A 24,589-nucleotide genomic window follows, 5' to 3' on the forward strand; every position below is an offset into this window, starting at 1 on the left:
CAATCACGCGTGATTTGCGCTCCTGGCCAGGCTCGGCAGAGCGACAACGAGATCTGGCGCCTCCTCCTCGGCCATCACCGAAAAACCAACAGGAAGTTGCTTGCATGGACTATCGATTACCCGAAGGCAGCTGCGATTGTCATTTTCACATCTACGGCCCTTTCGATCGCTTTCCGGCCGGAGACGAGGGACGCTTCACCGCCACGCGGCCGTTCACGATCGAAGACGCCTTTGCCATCTGGGACAAGCTCGGCATCACGCGCGGTGTCATCGTCCATGCGGTGGGATCGGGAGACGATAACGCCGTCACTTACGACGCACTGCGTCGCTACCCCGACAGGCTTCGTGCCGTCGCGATCCTGCGTCCCGACGTCTCGGATCGGCGGCTCGATGAACTCACCGACGCTGGCTTCAAGGCGGTGCGCGCCACCATGATCCGGCAGGACGGCAAGCCGGTTTCGACGCTCGGCACCAGCTACGATGATCTGGTCAGGCTCGCTCCCCGTATCGCCGAGCGAGGCTGGCATGCGCAGCTCTGGATCGAGAGTTCGGATCTTGCGGCTGCCGCAGCCGAACTCGAGAAGCTGCCACTGAACTACGTGATCGACCACATGTCGCGGACCATGGCCGACAAGGGACACGAGCATCCGGATTTTCGCGCCTTCACCGACCGGTTGAAGACGGGCCGCTACTGGACCAAGATCTCGGGCGCCGACCGCAACACGCGTGTCGGCCGTCCCTATGCCGATACGGCACCTTTCATGCGCGCCATCGTTCAGGCTGCGCCCGATCAGGTCGTGTGGGGCAGCGATTGGCCCCATGTCGGCCACAGCGCCGAGACGATGCCTGATCTTCAGGACCTGCTTCGTCTGCTGCACGAATGCGTCCCCGACGAAGCCATCCGCCGCAAGATCCTGATCGCCAATCCGGCGCGCCTCTACAACTTCTGACCCGCACCGAGGACACATTGGACAACGATAAGAGGTTGCCGCTCGACGGCGTGACCGTCATCGATCTCGGCCAGGTCTATCAGGGACCGTATTGCGGATTCCTGATGGCGCAGGCCGGCGCGACCGTCATCAAGGTCGAGCCGCCCAACGGCGAGCCGGTGCGTCACCGCGCCCGCATCAGCAAGGGCAACGCGGTCCCGTTCGCGATGCTCAATGCCAACAAGCGCAACATCAGCCTGAACCTGAAGTCGCCGGACGGGGTCAAGGTCCTGAAGGAGCTCGCGGCGAAGGCCGACGTGCTGATCGAGAACTACGCGCCGGGCGTGCTCGATCGATTGGGCGTCGGCTACGCTGCACTCAGCGCAGTCAATCCGCGGCTGATTTATGGCTCGGCCACGGGCTACGGCCTGTCGGGTCCCGATCGGGACAATCTGGCGATGGACCTGACCGTCCAGGCCATGTCGGGCATCATGAGCGTAACAGGCTTTGCCGATGGTCCCCCCGTCAAGGCGGGTCCGGCCATCACCGACTTCATCAGCGGCGTTCATCTCTATGCCGGCATCCTCACCGCGCTCTACGATCGCGAAAAGAGCGGTCGCGGCCGGCTGGTCGAGATCGCCATGGTCGAAACCGTCTATCCGGCGATGGCTTCGAATCTGGCCGATGTCTTCAACCGCAAGGCCGCTGCCCCTCGCACCGGCAACCGTCACGGCGGGCTCGCGGAGGCGCCCTACAATGTCTATCCCGCATCCGACGGCTATGTCGCCATCATCAGCGTCAACGAATCGCATTGGACCGGACTGACGCGCGCGATGGGGCGGCCGGAGCTGGCCGACGATGTCAGGTTCAAGACGGTGCTCGATCGTTTGAAGCACATCGATCTGACGGACCTGGTCGTGTCCGAGTGGTCCTCGCGACTTACGCGCAATGAGATCGTCGAGCTTTGCCGTGTCAACAGAGTGCCCTGCGCCGCCGTCCGCGACCTGCGTGAGGTAACCGAGGACAAACACCTCCACGCCCGCGGCATGCTGCGCGAGATCGCGCATCCGGAATATGGCGACATCCTCGTTCATCGCAGTCCGCTGGTGCTGCACGATACGGCGGCGCCGGAGTACATTCCGTCCGCGCGTCTCGGTCAGCACAATGGCGAGGTCCTGTCGGAATATCTCGGCCTGTCCAGCAGCGAGATCGATGCGCTACGCCGCTCCGGCGCCATTGCACAAGCATGACGAACGTCGAGCGGCAAATGTCCCGGTCCGCCAATTCAGGGGAAGATCACAATGGTCAAGCTGTTTGAAAGCATTGCATTCCGCGGCGTCGAGCTCGGCAACCGCATCGTCGTCTCGCCGATGGGGATGTATTCGGCCGAGAACGGCTACGTTACGCCGTTCCACCTGGTTCACTATGGCAAGTTTGCCATGGGCGGGGCCGGGCTCGTCTTCGTCGAGCAGACGTCGGTCAGCCGAAAAGGACGCATCACCAATGGTGATCCCGGGCTGTGGGAGGACGGCCAGATCGACGGCATGCGCCAGATCGTTCATGTCATCAAGTCGCACGGCGCAAAGGCCGCGATCCAGATCAATCACGGCGGACGCAAATCGAGCCAGCAGCGCGCGTTCCGGGGCAACAGCCATTTGACCGATCGCGATATCGAGATGGGAGAGGAAACCTGGGTGCCCACGGGGCCGTCCGATGTCGCATTCTCCGATGGCTTCCAGACTCCCATTCCTCTCAGCAAGGACGGACTCACCGGCGTGCGCGATGCCTTCGTCGCGACGGCGCGCCGGGCCGTGCTCGCGGGTTTCGACGTCATCGAGCTTCACATGGCTCACGGCTATCTCCTGCAATCGTTCCTGTCGCCGCTGGCCAACTTCCGCACCGACGAATATGGCGGCAGCCTCGAAAACCGAATGCGATTTCCGCTCGAAGTGACGCGCGCCGTGCGCGCCGCCCTGCCCTCGTCCACGCCGCTGTTCGTGCGCATCTCCGCCACGGACTGGATCGACGGCGGCTGGGAAATCGAAGACAGCATCGTCTTCTCCCGCAGGCTGAAGGAACTCGGCGTCGATCTGGTCGACTGTTCGACAGGCGGCAATCTCCGCGCCGGGTCGACCAATGCCAATCTCGGTCGCGGTCCAGGCTACCAGGTGCCGTTTGCCGAACGCATTCGCCACGAGGCCGACATCGCGACCGGCGCGGTCGGCATGATCCGGACCCCGGATTTTGCGGAGAAGATCCTGCAGGACGGCCGTGCCGACCTGATCTTCATGGCCCGCCAGATGCTGTTCGATCCGTTCTGGGCGCTCCACGCCGCAGAGCATTTCGGATTGACCGGCAATTTCGAAAAATGGCCCGAACAATACGCGTGGTGGCTTGCCAAATGGGGCGGTGCCCTTCGCGCCAATGGAGAAAGTCTGGACGGTTTGGAGCGCTATCGCGAGGCGGCCGAATAGAATTTTCGGATCGCGCCGTGACGCCACAACATCAATCGTAACCTCGAGCATCGATAAGAAACTTCATGGGGAGCTTAACAAAAATGAGACATGTGCTGGCAGCGTCGATGGTTTTCCTGAGCCTTGCTTCGGCTCACGCGCAGGCGCCTGCGTCGAAGCCGGTCAAGCTCGGCGTGCTCAACGATCAGTCGGGCCAATACGCGGATGCCGCGGGGCCTGCGTCGGTCGAGGTCGCCAAGATGGCGATCGCCGATTTCGGCGGCAAGCTGCTGGGACAGCCGATCGAGCTGGTTGTCGCCGACCACCAGAACAAGACGGACATCGCCTCGGGCATCGCCAGGCGCTGGATCGACACCGAGAACGTCGACGTCATTCTCGACATTGGAAACTCGGCGGTCGCACTCGCGCTGTCCGATCTGGTCCGCGACAAGAACAAGATGATGATCGTGTCGTCGGCCGGCGCCTCGACGATCACCAACGAAAAGTGCTCTCCCAACACCTTCCAGTGGACCTACAATACCGCCACGCTGGCGCGCAGCACGGCGAAGGCGTTGCTGGGCCAGGGCGGCAACGAATGGTTCTTCCTGACCGCCGACTATGCCTTCGGTCACGCGTTCGAAGCCGATGCGTCGGCCGTGGTCAAGGCGAACGGCGGCAAGGTCGTGGGGGCGGTCAGGCACCCCTTCAATACCAGCGACTTCTCGTCGTTCCTGCTGCAGGCCCAGAGCTCAGGCGCCAACGTGCTGGCGCTCGCCAATGCCAGCGGTGACACCTCCAACTCGCTGATGCAGGCTCATGAGTTCGGCTTGCTCGGCCTCAAGAGCAAGATGAAGGTCGCGGCGCTGCTGTTCCAGATCACGGATGCCAAGTCAGTCGGCCTGAAGAACATGCAGGGTCTCTACACGTCGGAAGCCTTCTACTGGAATCGCAACGACGCCTCGCGAGCATTCGGCAAGCGGTTCTTCGACAAGGTCGGACGCATGCCGACCATGGTCCAGGCCGGCATGTACTCGGCCACTCTGCACTATCTGAAGGCCGTCGAAGCGGCCGGAACGCTCGATACGGCCGCCGTGCTGGCGAAGTTCAGATCGATGCCGGTGAAGGATTTCTTCTCGGAGAATGGCTCTGTCCGCGAGGACGGCATGCACATCCACGACTATTATCTGCTGCATGCAAAGACGCTTGAGGAGTCCAAGGGGCCGTGGGACTTCTACGACGTCGTCTCGACCATTACGGCCGACGACGCCAACATTCCGCGCGAGCAAAGCAAGTGCCCGCTCATGAAGAAGTCCTGATCCTTCGGCGTCGGGAGAGAGCTGGAATCCGGGCGGCAGCCGTGGCTCTGCCGCCCGGGCTTTTCCGCAAGGGACTGGATCGGGGATGTCGCCCGCTGGCCTGAGAGACAGACGTGTCGCGCGCGATGGCAAGGCCGCACCAATTTCTGTTCGTCGCGCCAGTCCAAAGCCGGAAAGGGCAATCCGTCAGCACCAATGTCGGCGGGGACGCGGATCTCATTGCGCAGATCAAGAAGCTCGGCGACGACGTGGCAGGCATGAAGACCTGGAGCTACAGCAGCGCCAGCTTGCCCGATGGCAGGTCGACCGCCGCGGATGTCTATCAGCGAGCCAGCCTGGGCACGCAATACTTCGGCATGATGCCGGAGCCGGGAGGCGCTTTCTGAAGCAAGCAGCGCGTGGAGGTTCTGACGCGCCTACGCCCGCCGCATCAGCTTCAGCGACGCCGCCAGCCGCAAACTGCGCTTGCCTGCGAGCGCGATGCCCTCAAGCTCGCCGCTGGCTTCGGTACAGGTCCCGGAGAAACCGATCCCGACCTCATAGCCGCCGAACACCGGATTCTCGCCTTTCGCCGGCGTGTGCTCCTGGTTGAGCAGCTCGCCCTTCCAGCGGCCGTCCGCCGAGGAATAGGAGCCGAGATAGTAGAAGAACGCATCGCCGCCGAGGATGCGGCCGTCGATCAGCAGCATCACGCCGGACAGCCCGGCATCGACACCGTCGAGCGCGCGCAGGCTCATGCCGTAGAGCCCATTGGCGATGCCGCCCTGCCCGATCGTGCCACGCGACGGCAGCGCGCCGTCGTCGAGCCGCGTGAGGTTCGCCCAGAAATGGCCGCCCGGCATGGTGTCCGCGCTGCCTTCGAGGCGGATCTGGTCGCCGATCAGTCGGCCGCGTGCGCCGATGGTGGCGACATCGGCGCCCATCAGCGGCTTGTAGTGTGGGTCGTCGTTATGCCGCTCGGTGATCACCTCGGCGATGATCTCGCCGTCGCGCTCCTGATACGTTCCAAGGTGGGCGAACGCCGAATTGCCGCCGAGCATCTTGCCGTCGTGCAAGCACATGATGCTGCGGCCGAACGCATCGTGGATGCCGTATTCAACCTTGTAGAGCCCGTCCAGCAACGCAATCGACCCGCAACGTCAGAGGGAATTGCGGGCTACCTAGCACCCTCGCCGCACCAAGACCATCCGGCTTTTCCGCGCAGGGCCATTCGGAAAGACGCTCGCCGCAGGATGCCATCATGCCCCTGTTTTGCCCGACGGGTCAATCGATATTTCGTAAAATACGAATCAAGCGATTTCAACGACCTGGCTACTGTGCATGGGGTTGTTTTCGACGTTCTTCGTCGCGCGGCGTCGTCAGGGTTTGCCGGCCGGCGCAAACTGCTGGTTGGCGAACGGCTGCTGCTCGCTGGGGACCTTGATGACGACGAAGCTGCGCTTTAGCGACCGGTGGCAGGCATTGCAGCCATCGGTCAGCTCACCGAGGCCCTTTGCGAATCTGCGGCCGTCCTTCGCGTCGATCGCGTCGGACAGCGATTGCAGCGACGGCTCCAGCGTCGCGACATTGCCGATCGGAATGCCGGAATAGAACACGGCGGCCTCGACCAGGCTCGCCTTGAGCTGGCGTAGCTCGAAGGCGGCCAGTTCCCAGTTCTGCGCCTTGCCGGCCATCCAGAGCTTCTGGTGGCGGGTCTGCGCGGCGCCCATGATGTCGCCGAGTTGCGGCACGTACTGGTCCGAGGATGGCGTCTTCAGATCCTGCGCCGCCGCCATGGCGGTTGCCACACCCAAACCGGCCAACGCCAGCATCCAAGCTCGAAGCTTCATTGCAAGTCTCCATTCCCAGCGAAGGGAGTGTAGGCCTGCACGGCCCGGCGGCCTTGCGCTCGATCAAGGCCGCGTCGGCCCGCCGACGCGAGCGCCGTCATACGAGCTGGATCAGAAGCACAGCGTGGTGACGAGCTTGCCCGCCTTGTCCTTGATCGCATAGGGACAGCGAAGCCGCTCCAGCGCCTTCTTGGCGTCGTCGTCGCCGAGCACGGCAGCGCGCTCATAGTAGGCCTTGGCGGCGTCCTTGTCCTTTGGCCCGCCGCGGCCGTCCTGTGCAAAGGCGCCCATCCGCTCCAGCGCGCCGGGATGGTTCTGCGCGGCTGCCTTCTCGAACAGCGCGCGCGCCGCGACATCGTCCTGCTGGCCGCCGGTGCCGTTGGCAAGCATCAGGCCGAGCTGGTACTGCGCTTCCGCATTGGTCTCGGCGGCCCGGCCGAGCAAGGCGCGCGCCTGCGCGGGATCGGCGGGCGCGCCGCCGCCGGTGCCGCCGAGCGCGGCCAGGTTGCTGACGCCGCGAGGGTTGCCTGATTGCGCTGCCTTCTCGAACAGTTTTCGCGCCTGCGCTTCGTCCTTGGCAACACCGGAGCCGGTGCCGTAGGCGACGCCGAGCTCGACCATGGCGGCGCTCGAGCCCTTGTCGGCGGCCTTGCGCCAGGCGGCGATCGCTTCGCCTGTCTGCCGATTGGCCGCATAGGCGCGGCCGAGCGCGAACATCGCCCGCCGCGACGACGATGCGGCCTGCCTGCAGAACTTGATCGCGGTCGCGACGTCGGAGGCGGCGAGCTCCGCCACGCCCCTCACATCGGCCGGCTTGTCGGGATCACTGGGATCGGCCGCAAGGCGGTCGCACAGCACGAGGTCGGCCGATTGCGCCTGCGCCGCCGGCGGGCGTGGCAAGCGCGAAGAGGATAGCAAGGAGATAAGTCCGCATAAGCGCCACGTTGCGTCCGCGCATCGGCAAATTCAAGGCTCGAGTCCCGATTGGCGCAGAACCGGAACGACTTCCGGCGATGCCAGATAGCGCAGCAGCCGGTCGGCGGCTTCGGCATGTTGCGCGTTCGTCATGAGGCCGGCGGAGAACACGGCCGGGGTCTGCAGATCGAGCGGGATCGGCCCGACCACCTCGATGCCCTCGACCTGCTTCAGCTCGCTGATCTGCTGGACGGCCAGATCAGCCTCGCCGCTGACGAGCCGCTCGGCCGTGAAGCCCTGCTGCACGACCGTGGCCGTGGCGTTGATCTCGGCCGCGATACCCCACTGCTGGATCAACCGGGCGAAGTACACACCGCTCGCGCCGAGCCGCGAATAGGCGACGGAGCGCGCCGCGAGCAGCGCCTTGCGCAACGCGGCTTCGGTGGCGATATCGGGATGCGCCTGCCCTGCCCGCACGGCGATGCCGACATAGGAGCGCGCCAGATCAGCCGCGCTGCCCGCGACCACGCGGCCCTCGCCGATCATCTCGTCGAGACCCTCGCGCGTGAGGATCACGAGATCGGCGGCCTCGCCGTCACGCAACCGCTTGAGCAGCGCCAGCGTCGGCGCGAAGTCGGCATCGACATGAATGCCTGTCGCGCTTTCGAAGGCGGAGGACAGGCTGCGCATCGCGCCCATCAGGCCGAGCGTCGAGAGCATGCGAATTCTTTCCATGGGCATTTCCTGTCGCGATCAGGCGCGGTGCATCAGCTTGAGCGCGGCGGTGAGGCGCAGGCTGCGCTTGCCGGCCAGGGCGGTGGCCTCGAGCACCGCCTGCTCGCCGTCGTAGCTGCCGGAGAAGCCGATGCCGACCTCGTGGCCGCCGAAGATCGGATCGTCCTTGGCCGGCGTGTGCTCCTGGTTGAGGATCTGGCCCTTCCAGCGCCCGAGCGCAGCGGTGTAGCTGCCGAGATAGTAGAAAGAGGCATCGCCGCCGAGGATGCGGCCGCCGTTAAGCAGCATCACGCCGGTGAGGCCGCCGTCGACGCCATCGAGCATGCGCAGATGGATCGAATAGAGGCCGTCGGCAATGCCGGCCTCGCCGACACCGCCGGCGATCGGCACCTCGTCCTCCGTGATCGGCGTCATCAGCGAGTGGAAGGGAACGCCGGGCAGCTCCTTGAGCTCGCCCTTGAAATGATAGAGATCGCCGTCGGCCCGGCCCTTCGCCAGCAGCGTGGCATCGTCGGTGCCGGCCATCGCGCGATAGGCCGGGTCGGGATTGTGGCGGACGGTCTTGATGACGATGTCGACGCCGCCTGCGGTCTTCTCGTAGCTGCCGATATGGGCGAATGCCGAATTGCCGCCGAGCATCGTGCCGTTGCCGACATGCATCACGCTCCGGCCGACCGCGTCGCCGAGCTGAAATCTGACCTTGTAGAAGCCTTCAAACACCAGCCGTGTCCCCGGCCCCGCGCATCCGGCGACACTCTACTCCGGTTTCGGCGGCATTGGACAGACATCAAGCCGGCATGGCCGCCAGACCCACAACAACGGCCGTCATCGGAATGCAAAAAATCCGCCGGAGCTTGTCGCTCCGGCGGATTGAGAGCCAACCCGGGCCAGCCCCCAGCCCGGGCCGGGAGGATCTTAGGCGGCCGCCTTCTTGTCGGCGGGCACGGACGCGATCGTCTTCAGGATCTGCGAAGCGATCTGGTATGGGTCGCCCTGCGAGTTCGGACGGCGGTCTTCCAGATAGCCCTTGTAGCCGTTGTTGACGAAGGAGTGCGGAACGCGGATCGAGGCGCCGCGATCGGCGATGCCGTAGCTGAACTTGTTCCACGGCGCGGTCTCGTGCTTGCCGGTCAGACGCTTGTCGTTGTCCGGGCCGTAGACGGCGATGTGGTCCATCAGGTTCTTGTCGAAGGCCGCCATCAGCGCCTCGAAGTACTCCTTGCCACCGACCGTACGCATGTACTCGGTCGAGAAGTTGGCGTGCATGCCGGAGCCGTTCCAGTCGGTGTCGCCGAGCGGCTTGCAGTGAAACTCGATGTCGATGCCGTACTTCTCGGTCAGGCGCAGCATCAGGTAGCGGGCCATCCACATTTCGTCGGCGGCCTTCTTGGAGCCCTTGCCGAAGATCTGGAATTCCCACTGGCCCTTGGCGACTTCCGCGTTGATGCCTTCATGGTTGATCCCGGCCGCGAGGCAGAGGTCGAGATGCTCTTCCACGATCTTGCGGGCGACGTCGCCGACGTTCGAGAAGCCGACGCCGGTGTAGTACGGGCCCTGCGGCGCCGGATAGCCGGAGACCGGGAAGCCGAGCGGACGGCCGTCCTTGTAGAAGAAATACTCCTGCTCGAAGCCAAACCAGGCGCCGGCATCGTCGAGAATGGTGGCGCGCTTGTTGGTCGCGTGCGGGGTCTTGCCATCGGGCATCATGACTTCGCACATCACGAGCACGCCGTTGGTGCGCGCGGCGTCCGGGAAGACGGCGACCGGCTTCAGCACGCAATCGGAGCTGCGGCCTTCGGCCTGCTGGGTGGAGGAGCCATCGAAGCCCCAGAGCGGAAGCTGCTCCAGCGTCGGGAACGACGCGAATTCCTTGATCTGTGTTTTGCCGCGCAAGTTCGGAGTCGGCGCGTATCCGTCGAGCCAGATGTACTCGAGCTTATACTTGGTCATTGAGCCTCTCTGTAGATGATGCGAAAGGTGGGGGCCCGGGGGCCCCCGCACGATTGTTTACCCGGCCACCATCGGCCGGCCCTTTACAAGCATTTAACGTGCCAAAAGGCCGCAGCGCTTTGGGTTTTCCACGGCGCGCGAGATGTCCCAAGAGGTGGCAAACCGTCCACGGCGGCATGCGTCATAGCCGCGCACCGTTGCGTGAAGCTGCACTGCAAAAATCCCGCGGAAAACGCCTGATTCCGGAGCAGACGAACCGGTGCCGGAGGTTGCCGATGAAACGCGCATCAACGTCCAGCAATTTTCGTGAAGTCTCCGGCCCTGCTCAGCAACCTTTGGAATGGCCCAAGCGTTGGTCACCCACTGGCTGCCTTGGAGGATGCAGAAGGCTCATTGCCTACAAAATGAGCTGAAACTGATTTCCTTTTCAGCACTTTCAAATCCGGGATGCGCGGCCGATATGGGGATTCCAGTAACCACAATCGAACGAGTCGGGCGCACCATGGAGGCCAAGGCGCTTCGACCCGGGAGCAAATCGAAATGATGAACAACGGACTGAGTCACGGATCTGCGAAGATCTATCAATTCCCCGTCGGGGGCCGCGCGGCTCTCGCCGGACACCGCTATGGCGATCCCCGCTTTCCTGCCGATCACGCTTCGCTTCCCGCGAACGTCTCGATCTGCAGCGACAGCTGGTACCATCAGGACGCGGTCGACGAAGCCAAGCCCAAATGGGAACGCTAATGCCAGTGTTTGGTAAGATACCGCCGCGCTCTCGCCAGCGCCCGGCGGCAGTTTGAAAAAGGGTCGAAACAACGAGGTTTCGACCCTTTTTTGATTCTTGCAGCCCTCCCGCCTAGAGCCCGGCCTTTTCGACCACCGCGCAGGCCGTCACCGGCCGCTTGAGATGCTTGACCGTGGTCGCCCCGTTGTTGGGGATTCTCAACGTGATCCCAGACCCCGAATAGCGCGCGCCCGAGACCGTCAGCCGCTTGGCGAGAGTCGCCGGCTCGCCGTCGATCTGGACGAAGGCGCGCTTGTCGTCGTCATAAAATCCGACGATGAACTGCGTACCGTCAGCGCAGCGATAGGTCCGGAACGTCTGCGCGTCCACCTGGCGCAAACCGAGAATTCCGCCCGCAAGCATGGTGATCGCCAAAAGAATGGCCTTGTGCCGGCCCATGATCGCCCCCCTGTAATAGACTTCAAGGACGCCTCGAGTGCGTCCGGTGGAAACATAACCCAAGCTGAACCCATGTCAGACTCCCCTGCCCGCCATCTCAGCCTGCAAGGCGCCAGCAATTTTCGCGACCTCGGCGGCTATCCGACCGCCGACGGCCGCACCACACGCTGGCGGCACATCTTCCGCTCCAACCATCTCGGCCAGCTCACCGCCGACGACATCGAGGTCGTCCGTGCACTGGGCGTGCGCAGCGCATTCGACTTTCGCGGCGTCGAGGAGCGCGCGGCCGGGATATGCGTGGTGAACGAGATCGCCGTGCATTCGCTGCCGATCGAGCCCACGGTCGTGGCCGCGTTGCGCGCCGAGCTCGTCGCGGGCCGGCTGACCGCGCCGGTCGCGCTCGAGATCATGCGCGAATCTTATCGCAATTATGTCCGGCACAACACGCACAGCTTCCGCGCACTGTTCGCTCATCTGCTGGAAGATCGTGCCCCGCTCGTGATCCACTGCACCGCCGGCAAGGACCGCACCGGCTTTGCCAGCGCACTGATCCTGCATGCGCTGGGCGTACCCGACGAAATCATTGCCGAGGACTATCTCCTCACCAACCAGTTTTACCGGCGCGATGCGACGGCTGCCACCGATCTGCCGGCCGATGTGCGCGATGCCATCGGCAGCGTCGAGACATCTTACCTTGCGGCGGCCTTCGCAGCCATCGACAGCGAGTATGGCGATCTCGATATCTATTTGCGCGACGGGCTCAAGATTGGTCCGCAAGAGCGGGAGGCACTGAAAGAGCGCTATCTGCGGGCGTGATCAGGGCTTCGGTCCGACTGGGAGCCAGCCTGCCGACATGGTTGCATCGGTAATCGCTTTGCACAGTGCTTGGGAAACCTGAAGCGTGCTCCAGTCGCTCTGATGAAGCATGTCAGGGCGATCTGTGGGATCAAGCAATTGTTCGAACGAAACGCCGTTTTGCACATGCCAATGCCGCATCAGGGCCCAGCGCTGGAAAACGTTCACCTTTGCAGATGCCGCTATCCTGCGAATCTCCAGGACGATCCTTTCAGAAAGCTCGGCCTTATCGTCGCGAAGCATGGCGGTCACGTATTGCGGATCGATCAACACGACGTCCATTGGACGTTCACTCGGCCTCAGCAACTGGTTCACCCCGTCGGTGATTGCGCCGATGACATCCTCGAACTTGTATTGATCTCTGTGAAAGACCGCGTTGGTCCCGATTTGCCAAAGCACCAGGGAGGGGCTTTCGGAAAAGATGTCGGACTCGAAGCGTTTCAGTTCTTCCGGCGCTTCCTGCCCGCCCCTGCCCCGATTCACGACGTCGATCCGGGCGTCCGGTAGCGGTTCGGCATAGTGCTGCCTCAAATACAACTCGAGCCGATGAGGATACGGCACCACGTCCGCCCGACCGGCGGTCGAAGATGATCCCATCGCCACGATGCGAACCGGATCCGGTCGGCGCAGCGCGTCGAAGAAATTTCGCAGCGGGTGTTCGAGCTTGATGATTCCTTGGGGAACGTCCACCGCCGGCGGACTCTCGGACATGTCGACCCCTCCTGCCATCCAAGGTTGCAGCGATCATTCAGCCTTGAAGCCGCCGCCATTGCAAGTCCAATTCGGACTGCGCAATAGTCGGCGCGAATTGAACGACGGAGAGCATCGTGCAGGGAAAAGTGATCGTGGTGACCGGCGCGCTCGGCGCGCTTGGCAAGGTGGTTGCCGAAACCGCCCAGTCACGCGGCGCGCGTGTTGCCGGCGTCGATCACGCCCCCTCGCAGCTTCCGGCGACGCCGGAGCGCATCGAGATCGGCGGCGTCGATCTGGCCGATGCGGCGCAGGCGAAGACAGCGATCGAGGCGGCCGCAAAGCATTTCGGTCGCCTCGACGCGCTGATCAACATCGCCGGCGGCTTCGCCTTCGAGACCGTCGGCGACGGCGACATCACGACGTGGCAACGCATGCATGCGCTCAACGTGCTGACCGCCCTCAACACCTCGCACGCCGCCCTGCCGCATCTCGCCGCACCCAGGTCCGGCCGCATCGTCAATATCGGCGCGATGGGCGCGCTTCAGGCCGGCTCCGGGATGGGCCCGTATGCGGCGTCCAAAGCCGGCGTGCATCGCCTCACCGAAGCTCTGGCAAGCGAATGGAAGGGCAAAGTCACGGTGAATGCGGTGCTGCCGTCGATCATCGACACCAAGGCCAATCGCGCGGATATGCCGAAGGCGGATTTTTCCAAATGGGTGACGCCGGTGGAACTCGCCGAGGTCATCCTGTTCCTCGCCAGCGATGCTGCCAGCGGCATCACCGGTGCGCTGATCCCGGTCGGCGGGCGGGTGTAGTCGCAGTCCGACACGCAGTGATGAGCGCCGGCTCTGATTCAATCGAAGCCGGGAACGCTCTAGACTGTCCGCAACTGATTCTCCGATCGGACACGCCGTGGAAACCACGCTCTATCTGCCCGTCAAACGCTTCCTCGAAGAGCTCGGCTTCACGGTCAAGGGCGAGATCGGCGGCTGCGATCTCGTGGGCCTCAGCGCGGGCGATCCGCCGGTCGTGGTGATCGGCGAGCTCAAGCTCGCCTTCAATCTCGAACTCATTCTGCAAGCCGTCGATCGCGCGCCAGCCGGCGACGAGGTCTGGATCGCCGCAAGAATGTCGATCCGCGGCAAGGGACGCGAGAGCGATGCGCGCTATCGCAACCTCTGCCGCCGGCTCGGCTTCGGCATGCTCGGGGTCACCGACCGCGGCCAGGTCGAGGTGCTGGTGAAGCCGCCGACCGCGGCACCGCGCCGCGAGCCGAAGGTTCGCTCGCGCCTCGTCGCCGAGCATCAGCGCCGCCAGGGCGATCCCGTGCTCGGCGGCAGCACGCGCGCGCCGATCATGACTGCCTATCGGCAGCAGGCATTGGCGTGCGCCTCGGAGCTCGCGGGGGGCCCGCGGCGCGTGCGCGAATTGCGCGACCGCTGCCCTGACGCCGGCAAGATTTTGCTTAACAATGTGTATGGCTGGTTCGAACGCGCCGACCGGGGAATCTACGGGCTTACGGAGGCCGGGCACGCCGCGCTGAAGCGCTGGCCGCAACAACGGATTGAACGCGATGCCGGTGTCGTGTCAGCGCCTGACACCCGACCGGTGCATAGCTGAGATGCCACACCGATTTCATATTGCAATGCAACATTGGCGGCACTAGGTATCCCGGCATCGAAACGAGGCCGTTATGAGCGCAGACTGGAATACCAAATATGGCACGCGGCGCGTGCGCCACGATCCGCCGACCCTGGACGAGGCGATCTTCGCCGCCGTCGGCATCACCGACGACCAGGAGCAGCAGGCCGAGATCGCCGCAGCGCTGATGGGCATGCCGCTCGATGTCGTGCAGGCCGAAGTGAAGAAGCAGGCCCGGACCAACAGCCGCATCACCGCAACCCGCGTGATCGCCGGCGAACAGGGCGCGCAGCGCTCGGTGGTGGTCGAACGCCGCGTCGTGCGCCGCTTCGGCAACGACAAGCGCACCGGCACCTGAACGCTTAATTCCTTAGTCCCAATACGAAAGCGGACCGGTTTTGCCGGTCCGCTTTTTTGATTCCTGCCAGCTCTATGAGTCAGGCGGCGCGATTGCCGTACATGCTGGAAATGATCTTCCAGCATGTCGAGTTGAAGCTGAGCAAGGCGCGGCCGGCCGCGAATGGCGAGGCCGCGAGTTCAGCGAGCTCGGCCTCCGGCGTCTTGGCAAGATCGATCGTTCCGGTCGATTCGCCATGACGGAAAGCAAGATGCGCCCCGAACTTCCTGGCGAGCGCCCGCATCGCGTGATTCTCGGAGCCCGTGGTAATGCGCAGGCGCTTGTAGCCCTTCCAGCGCGCTTCCGCGATCAGCCGGCTGAACAGGATGGTCCCGACGTTTTGGCGGCGCGCTGATGCTTCCACGCTGAAGGCAACCTCAGGCAGCGAATCGCCCTCCGGCGGATGCAGCTCGGCCGCACCGCGGACCACGCCATCGACGATGTAGGCAACGATCACGGTGCCGTCCTCGGCGCAGCGGGCGGCGTAACGCTCGATGAAGCTGTCGTCGAGAAAGCCGTTGAAACGGTCATGCCGGCTTCCGGCATCGAGCCTCAGCAGATGATCGCGCAGGAGCGGCAATTCTTCCTGCTGGCTCAGGGTCCGTACATAGCCCGGAACGGACGCCGTGCGGACGGTCTCTTCTAATACCACGTCAAAACTCCTCTTGGTGTCCCTCGAGGAGGCGTTCGAATCCCTAGGCCTCCAATATTGTGCATCGCAACAAATTTTTCAAGACGGGAACCTGCCCAAGTTTCGAGCACCGCAAGCGACTAATTCGTTAACAAAATCAAAGTCCCGTAGTCATACGAGGACGAGCTGCGTCTGGGTGACCACGGCGACGAGCTTGCCGTCCTCGGTTTCCAGCCGGGTGGTCCAGACCTGGGTCCGCCGGCCCCGGTGGACCGGAGTCGCGGTGGCGATCACGATGGTTCCCTCCTTGGCCCCACCGATGAAATTAGTCTTGCTTTCCAGGGTAGTCGTGCCCTTGGCGTCCTCCGGCAGGTTGATCACGGTCGCCGCGGCGCCGACGGAATCAGCGAGCGCCATCACCGCACCACCGTGAATGGTGTGGTGGAGCGTGCAAAGGTCGGGGCGGACCGTCATCCGCGCCACCACGCGATCTCTCCCGGCCTCGATGAACTCGACGCCCTTGAGCTCGGCAAAGGGCATCTTCATCGCTTGAAGTTTCTCGAGCGGCGTCATCGGATCTCCTCCCAATTCATTGTTGTCTCAGCGTGAATTGCCTGGCGCGACAAAGCAATGACGTCAGAGGTAATCGCCAGGCTGACATCGCGGCTTTCATTTGCGCATATGCTTCTCCCATGCGCCATTTCCCGCCCCGCCGCATCGTCTGCCTGACCGAAGAGACGGTCGAAACGCTCTACCTGCTCGGCGAGCAGGACCGCATCGTCGGCGTCTCCGGCTACGCCGTCCGTCCGCCGCAAGTGAGGCGCGAGAAGCCGCGGGTGTCGGCCTTCGTCACGGCGGACATGCCGAAGATCCTGGCGCTGGAACCGGACCTGGTACTCGCCTTCTCCGATCTCCAGGCCGGTATCGTCGCCGACCTCGTCCGCGCCGGCGTCGATGTCCACGTCTTCAACCAGCGCGACATCGCCGGGATTTTGGCGATGATCCGCACGCTGGGCGCGCTGGTCGGTGCCGGCCAGCGCGCCGAGGAACTCGCGCACGGCTTCGAGCGGCGCCTTGCCGCGATCGCGGCAGCATCCCGCCCCTCACCGCGGCCAAGAGTCTACTTCGAGGAATGGGACGATCCGCTGATCTCCGGCATCGGCTGGGTCTCCGAGCTGATCGAGATCGCCGGCGGCGCGGATGTGTTTCCGGAGCTGCGCGCGCGCCAGGCGGCAAAGGATCGTATCATCTCGGCAGACGCGGTGCGCGAAGCGGCGCCTGACGTGATCCTCGCGTCATGGTGCGGCAAGAAGGTCGTGCCCGCCCGCATCCGCGCGCGCGACGGCTGGAGTGAAATTCCAGCCGTGCGCAATGATCGCATCGTCGAGATCAAATCGCCGATCATCCTGCAGCCAGGACCGGCAGCGCTGACGGACGGGCTTGATGCGATCGTCAAGGCGCTGTGGGGCGAGCGACCCTGAACTTTCAGCATCCACCTGCTTGATCCCGTCATCCTGAGGTGCGAGCTGCGGGGTGCAAAGCACCGTGCAGGGAGCCTCGAAGGATGAACGGCCCCAATGCAGCCGGGCCGTCGCCCTTCGAGGGCCGCTGAAGAAGCGGCCACCTCAGGGTGACGGTGATAGCTTCTCACGTCACCGCGTTGACGACCTGGTATTCCGGCCGGCGCCACACCTCGTCCGCTATCACTTCCTCGATGATCTCGGCGGCCCGCATGATCTCGCTCTCGCCGATATAGAGCGGCGAGATACCGAACCGCATGATATCGGGCGCGCGGAAATCGCCGATGACACCGCGGGCAATCAATGCCTGCATGGCGGCGTAGCCGCCGTCGAAGGCGAAGGAGACTTGCGAGCCGCGGCGCTCATGTGAGCGAGGGGTCACAAGCTTCAAGGACGGGCAACGGCGCTCGACCTCCGCGATCAGGAGATCGCCGAGCGCCAGCGAGCGGGCACGCACCTCCGCAATGTCGACACGATCCCAGATATCGAGCGAGGCTTCCAGTGCCGCCATCGCCAGCACCGGCGGCGTGCCCACCCGCATGCGCTCGACGCCGCCCGCGGCCGCATAGCCAAGCTCGAAAGCAAACGGCTTTTCGTGCCCCATCCAGCCGGACAGAGCTGCGCGCGCCGTGTCGGCGTGACGCGGCGCGACGTAGAGGAAGGCCGGCGCGCCGGGGCCGGCGTTGATGTATTTGTAGGTGCAGCCCGCGGCGAAATCGGCGCCGCAGCCGGCCAGATTGACCGGCAGCGCACCGGCGGAATGGGCGAGATCCCAGACGGTGACGATGCCGAGCGCGCGCGCCTTTGCGGTCAGCTTCGCCATGTCGTGGCGGCGGCCAGTGCGGTAGTCGACCTCGGTGATGTACAGGACGGCGACCTCCTCCGACAACGCGGACTCGATCTCCTCCGGCGCCACCAGGCGCAATTGATGGCCGCGGCCGAGCGTCGCGATCAGGCCTTCGGCCATGTACAGATCGGTCGGGAAATTGCCGGTGTCTGACAGGACGACCTTGCGCGCTGCGTTCATGTCGAGCGCCGCCGCGAGGGCCTGATAGACTTTCAGCGACAGCGTGTCGCCGACCATCACGGAGCCGGCTTCCGCACCGATCAATCGCGCGATGCGATCGCCGACATGGCGCGGCTGGACATACCAACCTGCGCTGTTCCAGGCGCGGATCAGTTCGTTGCCCCACTCCGTGGTGATGACGCGGTTGACGCGCTCGGCAACGCCAAGCGGCAGGGCACCGAGCGAATTGCCGTCGAGATAGATCACGCCCTCGGGAAGACGGAATAGGGCCTTGGTGTCGTCGTAGACGCGATATCTGGTCATGACATCTCTATAGAATGGTGCGCACACGCCAGAGCTCGGGGAACAGCTCGACCTCCAGCATGCGCTTGAGATAGCTGACGCCGCCGGTGCCCCCGGTGCCACGCTTGAAACCGATGACACGCTCGACCGTCGTCACATGGTTGAAGCGCCAGCGGCGAAAGTAGTCCTCGAAGTCGACCAGCTTCTCGGCGACCTCGTAGAGCATCCAATGCGTTTCCGGCGCCTCGTAAACCTGACGCCAGGCCTGCAGCACGCCTTCGTTGAAGCTGTGGGTCTCGCGGACGTCGCGCGCCAGCACCGCCGCGGGCATCTCGAGCCCGTTGCGATAGGCGAGCCGCAGCACTTCATCGTAAAGGCTCGGCGTCGCGAGTTCGGCTTCGAGCAGCTTGGTCGTTTCCACGTCGTGCGCGTGCGGCTTGAGCATGGCGTGGTTGCGGTTGCCGAGCAGGAATTCGATCAGCCGGTATTGCCGTGACTGGAAGCCAGAGGACTGGCCGAGCTGGGAGCGAAATCGCGTGTACTCGCTCGGCGTCATGGTGCGTAGCACGTCCCAGGCGCCGTTGAGCTGCTCGAAGATGCGCGACATCCGCGCCAGCATCTTCATGGCCGGCGCGACCTCGTCCTTTGCGATCGCGCGGCGCGCGGCGGTCAGCTCATGGAGGGCGAGTCGCATCCACAGCTCTGTCGTCTGATGCTGGATGATGAACAGCATCTCGTCATGGGCTTCAGAGAGCGGATGCTGCGCGCCGAGGATCGCATCCAGCGCCAGATAATCGCCATAGGACATCCGCCGGGCGAAATCGGTCTCGGCGCCTTCGCTGGTGGGATCGTAATCGCTGGACGTCATGACAGGCCCTTTCGATCGATCATCCCTCGCCTCGTCAGTCGAGGCCGATCAGGCGCGCGGTGATCGGCGATGATGGATCCTTCAGGGCGTCGATCACGGTAAAATGGTTCAGCCCGGGATCGACGACGAGGCGCGTCGGCACGTCGAAACCGGTCCAGATATTGGCCATCAGATCGGACTGGCGGATGAATTCCGGCCGCTCGCTGCCGCCGACCCAAGCGGTCACGGGCGAATGTCCGCGCGGCAGGTGCAGCGCCGCGCTTTCGAGTGTCGCCTCCTCCAGCGTCATGCGCAGCGTCTCGTTCATCTTCGTCTTCAGCAGCGGACGCAGATCATGCAGGCCGCTGATCGAAAGCGTGCCGGCGATGCGGTTGTAGACGGCGGGCTCCAGCCGGCTGTCGTCGCACAGCATGCGCGTGACGAGGTGGCCACCGGCGGAATGGCCGGCGAGACGGATCGGACCGGGGGCGAGCGAAGCGGCCTTGGCGATCGCGGCGGTGATCTCCGCGGTGATGTCGCAGATGCGCGCGGCCGGCGTCAGGGTGTAGCTCGGCAGCGCCACCGTCCAGCCGTGGTGCCGCGCGCCTTCGGCCAGATCAGTCCAGGTCGACTTGTCGAAGCGCATCCAGTAGCCGCCGTGCACGAACACGACGAGACCCTTGCTGTCGCCGTCAGGCAGGACGAGGTCGAGGCGCTGGCGCTCGCCCGAACCGTAGGCGACATCGGCGCGAAAATCCTTCAGTCCGGCGCGGTAGGCCGCCGCCCGCTCCGCCCATTGCGCCGGCATCTTGTCCGAGCCCGGGATATGGGCCGAATTGGCGTAAGCATCATCCCAATCGCGCATCGTGACTCCCAGGGACTCGTTCCGCGACACCAGTCTGCCACCGGCGCGGCCTGCCTCCTAGTCTTTATTTTAAGCTTAAAGTATTTCAGGAAGCCCGCGTTTCGAGCAACGATCCGGCAAGATATTTCTCCCGTCATTGCGAGGAGCGAAGCGACGAAGCAATCCAGACTGCTTCCGCGGAGGGATTCTGGATTGCTTCGCCACGCTCGCAATGACGGCGGAGAAGCTACGCCTTCTCCACCCCGCACCATTCCGCGATGAACAGCGCCGTTGCCTTGGTCGACTTCTTCAGCGAGTCCAGGTCGACGAATTCGTTGAAGCCGTGCATCTCGCCGCCGCTTGCGCCGAAGCACAGGCTCGGGATGCCATAATTGAGGCCGTAGAAGCGGGTGTCGGTGAGCGCCGTGAAGACGAGGTCTTCGACCGCGCCGCCATAGGCCTTGTCGAAGGCCTTGGCGAAGGCGGCCTCGGGCGCTGCTGCGTCGGTCAGCTCATAGCCGTCCGACAGGAAGCCCGACCATTCGATCTCCGGCGGGTTGTTGGCGAGGAAGCGGTGATTGCGCGCGGCCGCGGCAACGCAGGCCGCGATCTCCTTCTGGTGATCGGCGACCGACCAGCCCGGCAGAATCGCGATACGGCAGTCGACGTCGCACCAGGCCGGCACGCTGGAAGCCCAGTCGCCGCCCTTGATGATGCCGGGATTGAAGTTGATGGGATGGTTGAGGGTCTTGAAGTGACGATCGGCCTTGGCGCGCTCGTTCCATTCGATCTCGAGCTTCTGGACCGCCTGGATCAGATGATACGCTGCCATGATGGCGTTGGCGCCGGAACCGGCGAAGGCGACATGGGTCGGATGGCCCTTCACGCGCAGGCGAAACCAGATCACGCCGACCTGCGAGCGCACCATCTTGCCGTTGGTCGGCTCCGGGATGAAGCAGGCGTCCGCGCGGTAGCCGCGCTGCAGCGTCGAGAGCGCGCCGACGCCGGTGCTCTCCTCCTCGATCACCGACTGGAAGTGAATGCGCGCGGTCGGCTTGAAACCAGCGGCCTTGATCGCATCCAGCGCATGAAGCGCACCGATCGTGCCAGATTTCATGTCGCAGGCGCCGCGGCCGAACATCTTGCCGTCCTTGATCACCGGCGAGAACGGCGGCGTCTCCCACAATTCCAGCGGGCCCGCGGGCACCACGTCGCAGTGCCCCTGGAGGATCAGCGATTTACCGGCGTTGGTCTGCGGACGGTAGGTGCCCACCACCGAGCGCGCCTTCGAAAAATCGTGCTCGATCGGGCCGAAGCCGCGGAGGTCCTTGAGATCGTCGACATTGATGTGCCAGTCGTCGACCTCATAGCCGCGCTCGCGCAGGAGGTCACCGATCATGTCCTGGCACGGCCCCTCCGCCCCGCGGGTCGAAGGGATCGCAACGAAATCGCGGGTGGTCGCAAGCTGGGCTTCGAAGCCGGCATCGACGGCGTCAAGAATCCTCTGTTGCGTTTCGGCATTCATCAGGCTGCTCCAGGCGTTCAAACAAATCGAAGAGCCCGCAAGCTAGCCGATTTCAGCCGTTCGGGTACTCCACAAAATATGCATCCCGCAATGCATCTTCGAGCAGTCGGCCTTCCGAATAGCCATTCAGCGTCGCAGGACGGCTCACGCCGTCGAGCAGCCGCGGACACGGCTCCGGCGCACCCAGCACGGTGCGCACGGGAATACGCTCGGCATAGATCGGCAGCGCGTAGTCCTCGTCATCGTCCGCGACACCTTTGGCGCGAACTTTTGCCGAGGCCTCCTCGATCTCCATCGCGATGAACGAGGTCGCCTTGATCTCCTGCGTGTTGCTAGCCCGCAGGCTGGCGGTCCGATCGGGGAAGAAGCGATCGACCATCGCTATCACCGCGCGCTCTTTCTCCTCGGGATCGGTCACGAGATAGGCACTGCCGAACGCCATCACGGCGCGGTAATCGGCGGAGTGGTTGAAGCCGCAGCGCGCCAGCACCAGGCTGTCTAGATGGGCCACCGTCAGGCAGACGCGCTCGCCCCTGGTCTGGTTGCGCAGCATGCGGCTCGCGCTTGAACCGTGCCAGTACAGCTTGGTGCCCTCGCGCCAGAAGAAGGTCGGCGTGCAATAGGGCTGGCCGTCGATGAAATAGGAGACGTGGCACAGCATCGAGGAGTCGAGGATGCGATGAACGGTCTCGTGATCGTAGAAACCGCGGTCGTGGCGGCGCTTCACCTGGTTGCGCGCTGACGTCGGGTAGGAATTTTGGCTTTCAGTCTGGCTCACGGCCGCTCCTGTCGGGATTGGAGAACTTCCAGCGCAGTTGTAGCGGCCGATTTGGTCTGCGATAGTGCCAATTCCATGCAAAAAATTCCGACCAATTCCTCTGCGCCCGCCAAGGCCGAATTGCCGCTCGACCTCACCGGTCCGCACGTCACGGCCGGCGCCTCTGCCGCGCACCGGCTGTACCAGGCGCTCTGCGAGATGATCGTCGCCGGCCTCGTGAAGCCCGGCGAGCCGCTGCCGCCATCGCGGACGCTGGCGAAGCAAACGGGCTTTCGGCGCAATGCCGTCGTCACCGCCTATGAGCGGCTGATCGCCGACGGCTTTGCCGACGCCACCGTCGGCTCCGGCACGTTCGTCGCCGCGCGCATTCCGGCTCGCGCAGTCGAGCCGAAGAAACCAAAGGTCGTGATCGAGGCGCCACGACAAGGCGCGTTCTCGCTCGGCTGCACCCATATCGACGAGCGCGCCGTGCAGCGCTTTCGCGCCTTCGTCGGCCGGCGCATGCGCGCGTTCGGGGCCGAGCATCTGCACTATGGCGATCCGCGCGGCAGCCGCGAGCTGCGCGCGGCCATCGCCGATCATCTGTTGTCGGCACGCGGCCTGCGCTGTGATCCCGACCAGATCATGCTGACGTCAGGTACGCTGCATGCGCTGCGCATCGTGCTGAGTGCGATCCTGAAGCCCAATGACCAGGTCTGGTGCGAGGACCCCGGCTATCCCGCCGCGCGCAACATCATCGCGCATTGCGGTTATCGCGCCGTACCGGTTCCCGTCGACGAACACGGCATGCGTGTCGCCAAGGGGCGCAGTGCTGCGCCGTCCGCGCGCGCAGCCTATGTGACACCGTCGCACCAGTTTCCGCTGGGCGTGCAGATGTCGATGCCGCACCGGCTCGAGCTGCTGGACTGGGCGAGGCAAGCCGGCGCCTTCGTGCTGGAGGACGATTACGACAGCGAGTTCCGCTACGACGGCGCGCCGCTGATGTCGCTGGCCGGCATCGATCATCTCCAGCGGGTGATCTACATGGGCACGTTCGCCAAGACGCTGTTTCCGGGCCTGCGCATCGGCTATTGCGCCCTGCCCGAGCGCCTGATCTCCGACGTGACGGCCACGCGCGCCGCGCTCGACCGCTTTCCCGGCACGCTGATGGAAGGCGCAGTCGCCGACATGCTCAATTCCGGCGCGTTCGCCGCGAACCTCAAACGCGTGCGAAAACTCTATCGCGAGGCGCGCGATGCGCTGGCCGGGACGCTGGAAGCAGCATCCGATGGCGCACTGTCTGTGCCGGTGCCGTCGCAAGGGTTGCACCTGGTCGCCCGGTTCGATCCCTCGGTCGATCTGGCGGTGGCCGCAGCGGCGAAGCAGGCGGCCGGCGCGGAAGGCTGGCTGTTGGCCGACACCTATTCGCGGGCGCGTCCCCTGCCCGGGTTCGTGCTGGGATTTTCAGGGCACGCGGTTCCGAAGCTGGTGGCGTCAGCGAAGCGGCTCGCGCAGGAATCACGCGTCGCCTTGGGTGGTAAGAACAAATCGGCCCGGCGGGCGTGACGAAGCTCCGCTGTCAGAATCGCCGACCGCTCCCTACATTGCGGCATCGATTCCTGGAGCTCTCATCATGTCACTCCGCCGCGCAGCCTGCCTTTCGCTCCTGATCTCCAGCGCGCTGGCCTCGACGGCGCAAGCCGCCACGGTCGGGCGGGTCGAGGACATCACCGATCTCAAGCTTGGTCAGCGTGTGCTGGTGGATGACGGAACCTGCCCGGCCGGACAGGTCAAGGAAGTGCGCGGCGCCAAGATGACCGAGAACGGCGTTGCGCGAACGAGCGCCTGTGTGCCGCGGTACGGTCCGAAGTCGAGGTGACGCCTACGACTTCGCCGGATCGAACATGCACTGCAAGGTCGGCTTGGCGATCTTGGTGAAGGTCGGACCGATCTCGCTTTGCTTGGACGCCGGCACCCAATCGGTTTCGATGGTCGGCACACCGGTCTCGCTGATGCCGCGCAGCAGCGCCTCGCGCAGATCGCGGTCCTCGACGGCCGCGGCGGCATGATCATGCAGGCAGCCACAGACTTCCTCCGGATGCTCCCAGCGCCCGATCATGCGCGGCGCACACTGACGCACGAATTCGCTGCGGGGATCCGGTAGACGGGAGGGAGCACGCACCTGCGCCTGAGCGGCGCCGATCGTCAGAAGGGATACGAACGCGGCTGCGCAGAAACGAACAATCATGACGGCCCTTAT

Annotated in this window: 28 protein-coding genes and 1 pseudogene; 13 read left to right on the forward strand and 16 right to left on the reverse strand. The window is 64.4% G+C overall.

Going from position 1 to position 24,589, the window contains the following annotated elements:
- Positions 1 to 104: 104 nt before the first annotated feature.
- The 5 genes from F8237_RS00740 to F8237_RS00760 all read left to right on the forward strand — a co-directional run bounded on the left by F8237_RS00740 (position 105) and on the right by F8237_RS00760 (position 5,084).
- Positions 105 to 950 (forward strand): amidohydrolase family protein, encoded by an 846-nt coding sequence (locus F8237_RS00740; protein ID WP_151641943.1) that lies wholly within the window; start codon positions 105 to 107, stop codon positions 948 to 950.
- Between the two features lie 17 nt (positions 951 to 967).
- Positions 968 to 2,179: a CaiB/BaiF CoA transferase family protein gene (locus F8237_RS00745; protein ID WP_151641944.1), complete on the forward strand. Its 1,212-nt coding sequence runs from the start codon at positions 968 to 970 to the stop codon at positions 2,177 to 2,179.
- Between the two features lie 51 nt (positions 2,180 to 2,230).
- Positions 2,231 to 3,403, forward strand: a complete 1,173-nt coding sequence (locus F8237_RS00750; protein ID WP_151641945.1) for an NADH:flavin oxidoreductase/NADH oxidase — start codon at positions 2,231 to 2,233, stop codon at positions 3,401 to 3,403.
- Positions 3,404 to 3,486: 83 nt separating this feature from the next.
- On the forward strand, positions 3,487 to 4,698 hold the full coding sequence (locus tag F8237_RS00755; protein WP_015686562.1) for an ABC transporter substrate-binding protein: 1,212 nt from the start codon (positions 3,487 to 3,489) through the stop codon (positions 4,696 to 4,698).
- Positions 4,699 to 4,811: 113 nt separating this feature from the next.
- Positions 4,812 to 5,084, forward strand: coding sequence for a hypothetical protein (locus tag F8237_RS00760; protein WP_151641946.1), 273 nt, complete (start codon positions 4,812 to 4,814; stop codon positions 5,082 to 5,084).
- 30 nt (positions 5,085 to 5,114) lie between these two features.
- Here F8237_RS00760 and F8237_RS00765 read toward each other — a convergent pair whose 3' ends face one another.
- The 6 genes and pseudogenes from F8237_RS00765 to F8237_RS00790 form a co-directional block, all read right to left on the reverse strand.
- Complete coding sequence (locus F8237_RS00765) at positions 5,115 to 5,819, reverse strand: hypothetical protein (protein WP_151641947.1); 705 nt, start codon at positions 5,817 to 5,819, stop codon at positions 5,115 to 5,117.
- 237 nt (positions 5,820 to 6,056) lie between these two features.
- The gene (locus F8237_RS00770) at positions 6,057 to 6,527 is read right to left on the reverse strand and encodes a hypothetical protein (RefSeq protein WP_151641948.1); all 471 of its coding nucleotides are present in this window, start codon (positions 6,525 to 6,527) and stop codon (positions 6,057 to 6,059) included.
- Positions 6,528 to 6,638: 111 nt separating this feature from the next.
- Positions 6,639 to 7,461 (reverse strand): annotated as a pseudogene (locus F8237_RS00775) (tetratricopeptide repeat protein).
- A gap of 32 nt (positions 7,462 to 7,493) precedes the next feature.
- A complete protein-coding gene (locus F8237_RS00780) occupies positions 7,494 to 8,177 on the reverse strand; it encodes a substrate-binding domain-containing protein (RefSeq protein WP_151641949.1) in 684 nt (227 codons plus the stop codon).
- An 18-nt stretch (positions 8,178 to 8,195) separates the two neighbouring features.
- A complete protein-coding gene (locus F8237_RS00785; protein ID WP_151641950.1) occupies positions 8,196 to 8,897 on the reverse strand; it encodes a GrlR family regulatory protein in 702 nt (233 codons plus the stop codon).
- A 195-nt stretch (positions 8,898 to 9,092) separates the two neighbouring features.
- Entirely contained in the window at positions 9,093 to 10,127 is a 1,035-nt protein-coding gene (locus F8237_RS00790) for a glutamine synthetase beta-grasp domain-containing protein (protein ID WP_151641951.1), read from the reverse strand.
- 540 nt (positions 10,128 to 10,667) lie between these two features.
- Here F8237_RS00790 and F8237_RS00800 point away from each other — a divergent pair.
- Positions 10,668 to 10,871, forward strand: coding sequence for a DUF2735 domain-containing protein (locus tag F8237_RS00800; RefSeq protein WP_015686569.1), 204 nt, complete (start codon positions 10,668 to 10,670; stop codon positions 10,869 to 10,871).
- A gap of 112 nt (positions 10,872 to 10,983) precedes the next feature.
- On the opposite strand, the gene F8237_RS00805 is transcribed toward F8237_RS00800, so the two are convergent.
- Complete coding sequence (locus F8237_RS00805) at positions 10,984 to 11,310, reverse strand: MliC family protein (RefSeq protein ID WP_151641952.1); 327 nt, start codon at positions 11,308 to 11,310, stop codon at positions 10,984 to 10,986.
- Between the two features lie 72 nt (positions 11,311 to 11,382).
- Between F8237_RS00805 and F8237_RS00810 the strand changes: the two genes are divergently transcribed.
- Positions 11,383 to 12,126 (forward strand): tyrosine-protein phosphatase, encoded by a 744-nt coding sequence (locus F8237_RS00810; RefSeq protein ID WP_151641953.1) that lies wholly within the window; start codon positions 11,383 to 11,385, stop codon positions 12,124 to 12,126.
- Here the strand turns inward: F8237_RS00810 and F8237_RS00815 are convergent, their stop codons facing one another.
- Entirely contained in the window at positions 12,127 to 12,876 is a 750-nt protein-coding gene (locus tag F8237_RS00815) for an SGNH/GDSL hydrolase family protein (protein ID WP_151641954.1), read from the reverse strand.
- Between the two features lie 116 nt (positions 12,877 to 12,992).
- Here F8237_RS00815 and F8237_RS00820 point away from each other — a divergent pair, with 116 nt between their 5' ends.
- From F8237_RS00820 to F8237_RS00830, 3 genes are all read left to right on the forward strand, one after another.
- Positions 12,993 to 13,673, forward strand: a complete 681-nt coding sequence (locus tag F8237_RS00820; RefSeq protein WP_151641955.1) for an SDR family oxidoreductase — start codon at positions 12,993 to 12,995, stop codon at positions 13,671 to 13,673.
- Between the two features lie 97 nt (positions 13,674 to 13,770).
- The gene (locus tag F8237_RS00825) at positions 13,771 to 14,478 is read left to right on the forward strand and encodes a DUF2161 domain-containing phosphodiesterase (protein WP_151641956.1); all 708 of its coding nucleotides are present in this window, start codon (positions 13,771 to 13,773) and stop codon (positions 14,476 to 14,478) included.
- 73 nt (positions 14,479 to 14,551) lie between these two features.
- Positions 14,552 to 14,857: a hypothetical protein gene (locus F8237_RS00830; RefSeq protein WP_015686575.1), complete on the forward strand. Its 306-nt coding sequence runs from the start codon at positions 14,552 to 14,554 to the stop codon at positions 14,855 to 14,857.
- Between the two features lie 79 nt (positions 14,858 to 14,936).
- Here F8237_RS00830 and F8237_RS00835 read toward each other — a convergent pair whose 3' ends face one another.
- Positions 14,937 to 15,548, reverse strand: a complete 612-nt coding sequence (locus F8237_RS00835) for a GNAT family N-acetyltransferase (RefSeq protein WP_151641957.1) — start codon at positions 15,546 to 15,548, stop codon at positions 14,937 to 14,939.
- Between the two features lie 150 nt (positions 15,549 to 15,698).
- On the reverse strand, positions 15,699 to 16,100 hold the full coding sequence (locus tag F8237_RS00840) for a PaaI family thioesterase (RefSeq protein ID WP_151641958.1): 402 nt from the start codon (positions 16,098 to 16,100) through the stop codon (positions 15,699 to 15,701).
- A 119-nt stretch (positions 16,101 to 16,219) separates the two neighbouring features.
- Here F8237_RS00840 and F8237_RS00845 point away from each other — a divergent pair, with 119 nt between their 5' ends.
- Positions 16,220 to 17,008 carry a cobalamin-binding protein gene (locus F8237_RS00845; RefSeq protein ID WP_151641959.1) on the forward strand — a complete coding sequence of 263 codons (789 nt, stop codon included), beginning with the start codon at positions 16,220 to 16,222 and terminating at the stop codon, positions 17,006 to 17,008.
- Between the two features lie 166 nt (positions 17,009 to 17,174).
- On the opposite strand, the gene kynU is transcribed toward F8237_RS00845, so the two are convergent.
- From kynU to F8237_RS00870, 5 genes are all read right to left on the reverse strand, one after another.
- Positions 17,175 to 18,377 carry a kynureninase gene (kynU, locus tag F8237_RS00850; protein WP_151641960.1) on the reverse strand — a complete coding sequence of 401 codons (1,203 nt, stop codon included), beginning with the start codon at positions 18,375 to 18,377 and terminating at the stop codon, positions 17,175 to 17,177.
- A gap of 7 nt (positions 18,378 to 18,384) precedes the next feature.
- Positions 18,385 to 19,224 carry a tryptophan 2,3-dioxygenase gene (kynA, locus tag F8237_RS00855; RefSeq protein WP_151641961.1) on the reverse strand — a complete coding sequence of 280 codons (840 nt, stop codon included), beginning with the start codon at positions 19,222 to 19,224 and terminating at the stop codon, positions 18,385 to 18,387.
- Positions 19,225 to 19,258: 34 nt separating this feature from the next.
- Complete coding sequence (locus tag F8237_RS00860; protein WP_151641962.1) at positions 19,259 to 20,068, reverse strand: alpha/beta hydrolase; 810 nt, start codon at positions 20,066 to 20,068, stop codon at positions 19,259 to 19,261.
- A 226-nt stretch (positions 20,069 to 20,294) separates the two neighbouring features.
- Positions 20,295 to 21,572, reverse strand: coding sequence for an ArgE/DapE family deacylase (locus F8237_RS00865; protein ID WP_151641963.1), 1,278 nt, complete (start codon positions 21,570 to 21,572; stop codon positions 20,295 to 20,297).
- Between the two features lie 52 nt (positions 21,573 to 21,624).
- Positions 21,625 to 22,350, reverse strand: a complete 726-nt coding sequence (locus tag F8237_RS00870; RefSeq protein ID WP_151641964.1) for a pyridoxamine 5'-phosphate oxidase family protein — start codon at positions 22,348 to 22,350, stop codon at positions 21,625 to 21,627.
- A 75-nt stretch (positions 22,351 to 22,425) separates the two neighbouring features.
- On the opposite strand from F8237_RS00870, the gene pdxR reads away from it, so the two are divergent.
- Positions 22,426 to 23,895, forward strand: a complete 1,470-nt coding sequence (gene pdxR, locus F8237_RS00875; RefSeq protein ID WP_151641965.1) for a MocR-like pyridoxine biosynthesis transcription factor PdxR — start codon at positions 22,426 to 22,428, stop codon at positions 23,893 to 23,895.
- A gap of 67 nt (positions 23,896 to 23,962) precedes the next feature.
- The gene (locus F8237_RS00880; RefSeq protein ID WP_151641966.1) at positions 23,963 to 24,208 is read left to right on the forward strand and encodes a DUF6719 family protein; all 246 of its coding nucleotides are present in this window, start codon (positions 23,963 to 23,965) and stop codon (positions 24,206 to 24,208) included.
- 3 nt (positions 24,209 to 24,211) lie between these two features.
- Here the strand turns inward: F8237_RS00880 and F8237_RS00885 are convergent, their stop codons facing one another.
- Positions 24,212 to 24,577, reverse strand: coding sequence for a hypothetical protein (locus F8237_RS00885; protein ID WP_151641967.1), 366 nt, complete (start codon positions 24,575 to 24,577; stop codon positions 24,212 to 24,214).
- Between the last annotated feature and the right edge of the window lie 12 nt (positions 24,578 to 24,589).

The organism is Bradyrhizobium betae (genome assembly GCF_008932115.1).
GTDB lineage: Bacteria > Pseudomonadota > Alphaproteobacteria > Rhizobiales > Xanthobacteraceae > Bradyrhizobium > Bradyrhizobium betae.

What these genes read in the sequence shown, in the direction of transcription:
- F8237_RS00740 (WP_151641943.1), top strand. Translation starts at nt 105, where the DNA reads ATGGACTATCGATTACCCGAAGGCAGCTGCGATTGTCATTTTCACATC.
- F8237_RS00750 (WP_151641945.1), top strand. Translation starts at nt 2,231, where the DNA reads ATGGTCAAGCTGTTTGAAAGCATTGCATTCCGCGGCGTCGAGCTCGGC.
- F8237_RS00755 (WP_015686562.1), top strand. Translation starts at nt 3,487, where the DNA reads ATGAGACATGTGCTGGCAGCGTCGATGGTTTTCCTGAGCCTTGCTTCG.
- F8237_RS00770 (WP_151641948.1), bottom strand. Translation starts at nt 6,527, where the DNA reads ATGAAGCTTCGAGCTTGGATGCTGGCGTTGGCCGGTTTGGGTGTGGCA.
- F8237_RS00780 (WP_151641949.1), bottom strand. Translation starts at nt 8,177, where the DNA reads ATGGAAAGAATTCGCATGCTCTCGACGCTCGGCCTGATGGGCGCGATG.
- F8237_RS00790 (WP_151641951.1), bottom strand. Translation starts at nt 10,127, where the DNA reads ATGACCAAGTATAAGCTCGAGTACATCTGGCTCGACGGATACGCGCCG.
- F8237_RS00800 (WP_015686569.1), top strand. Translation starts at nt 10,668, where the DNA reads ATGATGAACAACGGACTGAGTCACGGATCTGCGAAGATCTATCAATTC.
- F8237_RS00805 (WP_151641952.1), bottom strand. Translation starts at nt 11,310, where the DNA reads ATGGGCCGGCACAAGGCCATTCTTTTGGCGATCACCATGCTTGCGGGC.
- F8237_RS00810 (WP_151641953.1), top strand. Translation starts at nt 11,383, where the DNA reads ATGTCAGACTCCCCTGCCCGCCATCTCAGCCTGCAAGGCGCCAGCAAT.
- F8237_RS00815 (WP_151641954.1), bottom strand. Translation starts at nt 12,876, where the DNA reads ATGTCCGAGAGTCCGCCGGCGGTGGACGTTCCCCAAGGAATCATCAAG.
- F8237_RS00830 (WP_015686575.1), top strand. Translation starts at nt 14,552, where the DNA reads ATGAGCGCAGACTGGAATACCAAATATGGCACGCGGCGCGTGCGCCAC.
- F8237_RS00840 (WP_151641958.1), bottom strand. Translation starts at nt 16,100, where the DNA reads ATGACGCCGCTCGAGAAACTTCAAGCGATGAAGATGCCCTTTGCCGAG.
- F8237_RS00845 (WP_151641959.1), top strand. Translation starts at nt 16,220, where the DNA reads ATGCGCCATTTCCCGCCCCGCCGCATCGTCTGCCTGACCGAAGAGACG.
- kynU (WP_151641960.1), bottom strand. Translation starts at nt 18,377, where the DNA reads ATGACCAGATATCGCGTCTACGACGACACCAAGGCCCTATTCCGTCTT.
- kynA (WP_151641961.1), bottom strand. Translation starts at nt 19,224, where the DNA reads ATGACGTCCAGCGATTACGATCCCACCAGCGAAGGCGCCGAGACCGAT.
- F8237_RS00860 (WP_151641962.1), bottom strand. Translation starts at nt 20,068, where the DNA reads ATGCGCGATTGGGATGATGCTTACGCCAATTCGGCCCATATCCCGGGC.
- F8237_RS00865 (WP_151641963.1), bottom strand. Translation starts at nt 21,572, where the DNA reads ATGAATGCCGAAACGCAACAGAGGATTCTTGACGCCGTCGATGCCGGC.
- pdxR (WP_151641965.1), top strand. Translation starts at nt 22,426, where the DNA reads ATGCAAAAAATTCCGACCAATTCCTCTGCGCCCGCCAAGGCCGAATTG.
- F8237_RS00880 (WP_151641966.1), top strand. Translation starts at nt 23,963, where the DNA reads ATGTCACTCCGCCGCGCAGCCTGCCTTTCGCTCCTGATCTCCAGCGCG.
- F8237_RS00885 (WP_151641967.1), bottom strand. Translation starts at nt 24,577, where the DNA reads ATGATTGTTCGTTTCTGCGCAGCCGCGTTCGTATCCCTTCTGACGATC.